At 61.6% G+C, this 1,880-nt stretch carries 2 protein-coding genes and 2 pseudogenes; all 4 read right to left on the bottom strand.

The features are described from left to right. Nucleotides 1-70: 70 nt before the first annotated feature. A pseudogene (locus ACXRVY_RS26705) lies at nt 71-373 on the bottom strand (SCO family protein); the annotation flags it as partial. A 2-nt stretch (nt 374-375) separates the two neighbouring features. Then, nucleotides 376-1,032, bottom strand: a complete 657-nt coding sequence (locus ACXRVY_RS26700) for an SCO family protein (RefSeq protein ID WP_458238693.1) — start codon at nt 1,030-1,032, stop codon at nt 376-378. Nucleotides 1,033-1,059: 27 nt separating this feature from the next. Then, nucleotides 1,060-1,353: pseudogene (locus ACXRVY_RS26695) on the bottom strand (hypothetical protein); the annotation flags it as partial. A gap of 322 nt (nt 1,354-1,675) precedes the next feature. Then, on the bottom strand, nt 1,676-1,880 hold a 205-nt coding region (locus ACXRVY_RS26690; protein WP_458238692.1), incomplete at its 5' end, for a lytic transglycosylase domain-containing protein.

The following is a 1,880-nucleotide window of genomic DNA, read 5'->3' as shown; positions in this document are numbered from 1 at the left end:
CCTGGGCACTGAGCGCGATGCTGCCCAAGAGCAGCAGGCCAAGGACGAGGGCAGTATTCATGGCCGTGGCTCAGCGACCGGCCACGGGCATTGTCAGCCACTGCAAGCGCTGGACAATGGCGGCTGCCGGAGCATCGGGACGGATTTTGCTCCAGCGCTTGTTCGCCACGTCACCGACGATCGACTGGGTGGAGTGTTGCTCGGGGGCCGGCACGATCTGGCCGATACGACCCAAGACAAGGTCCATTTGCGCCTTGTCGCCGGTAAGAAAAAACCAGTGGGGCTCATCGACGCCCTGTTTCAAGGTGTAAGCCTTGAGTACCGCCGGGGTGTCCCGCAGCGGATCACTGGTAAGGGAGATAAAGGTGATGCCGCTCATGGCTGATGCTCCATGGCGATGGCGGTGTGCTTGGCGTGGACGTTGCGTTCACCACTGAGCTTCTCGACGGCCCGGGCCAGCTCCGTCGGGTCGGTGAAACCGTAGTAGCGGGTCCAGAAACGGTTGTTGCYGTCCCCCACCAGAATCAGCGGCGAGTGGTTCTCGATGTCACCGCTGTAAGCGCCCAGGCCCATGAGGGTGGCAGTGACCGACTGCGGCGAGCCGGTCAGCCAGCTCCAGCCCGGCCCCTGCTGGAAGGTGCGGGCGTAGTCGTTCAGGCGTTGGGGATCATCACGCTGCGGGTCGATGCTGATCGACACCAGTTGTACCTCGGTGCCGACCCGCGCGCCCAACTGTTTCTGCACCTTGCCCATGATCGAGGACACCACCGGGCAGACCGTGGTGCAGCTGGTGTAGATGAAGCCCATGACCACGATCTTGTTGCTCACCAGGTCTTTTTCCAGGCTGACGACCTTGCCGTCCTGGTCCAGCAGGGTCACGTCGGCAAACTTGATCCGGGCGGTCTCCGGGTTGGCCTTTTTGGCCGCCATGTCGTGCCCGGTGTGCTCGTCCGCCAAGTGAGCCAGCGCCTGGCCGATACCGAAGGCCAACAGGCCGAACGTCAGCAGACTGCGATGCGCGTATCGGTTCATGTCAGCTTCCTCTCAGTGGGTATCGCCGGGAATGACCCGAACACCCGGCGCGACGCCAGACAAGGGTTGACCGGAGGCTTTGTCCGACACTCGAAATTGCACGTCGGCAATGCCGCCCTCACGCAGTACGCCGTCCTTGGCCAGGGGCTTTACATCCAGGGCCACCGAAATCCCGTCACGTTCCAGCGTCCGGGCGCTCCAGGTGTCGGGCAAGGTGATTTCGTTGAGCGCAGTCGGGGGCGCAGTCCGCCATACCCCGAACCCGATCAAGGCCATCCCGAGCATCACCGCGCTGCCAGCGATTGTGGTGGTCCTGTCCATAACAACACTCCTCTCTACCGATCTGTTCCTGTCTTGCCCGACCCTTGTGGAAGCGAGCTTGCTCCCACAGGGGGGTAAGCAAATCAATCAGGGACGGAGCGTGGGATATGCCGATCATGAACTCGGGCCTCATTGCGGGTTATCAGGGAACACCTCTCGACAAGTTGTCCGCAGCAATCCGCATGCCATAAAAAATCACCTTATTAATCAGCTGGATACATTCACGATTTGATAAACGGGGGATATTCCCCACCCGAACCCCCATTTCCTCGCCGGGACCACCACTCCCCACTATTGGGGAAAACCACCCTCTGGGTCTCGATCACAGCGGCGCATCCGCGGACAACCCCTGTAAAAGCCGATAGTGGTTCAGCACGTTGGGCACATAACGCTGGGTTGTGGCGAACGGCGGGATCCTGTTGCCCCGGCTGATCACCGCTTGCGGGCCGGCGTGATAGGCCGCCACGGCGAGGCGGATATCGTTGTCGAACATCGTCATCAGGCTCTTGAGATAGCGGGCGCCGCCC

It is taken from the genome of Pseudomonas sp. P5_A2_2, from assembly GCF_054177685.1.
The sequence above is the reverse complement of the archived record's forward strand: the minus strand, read 5'-3'. Positions and strand labels throughout refer to the sequence as shown.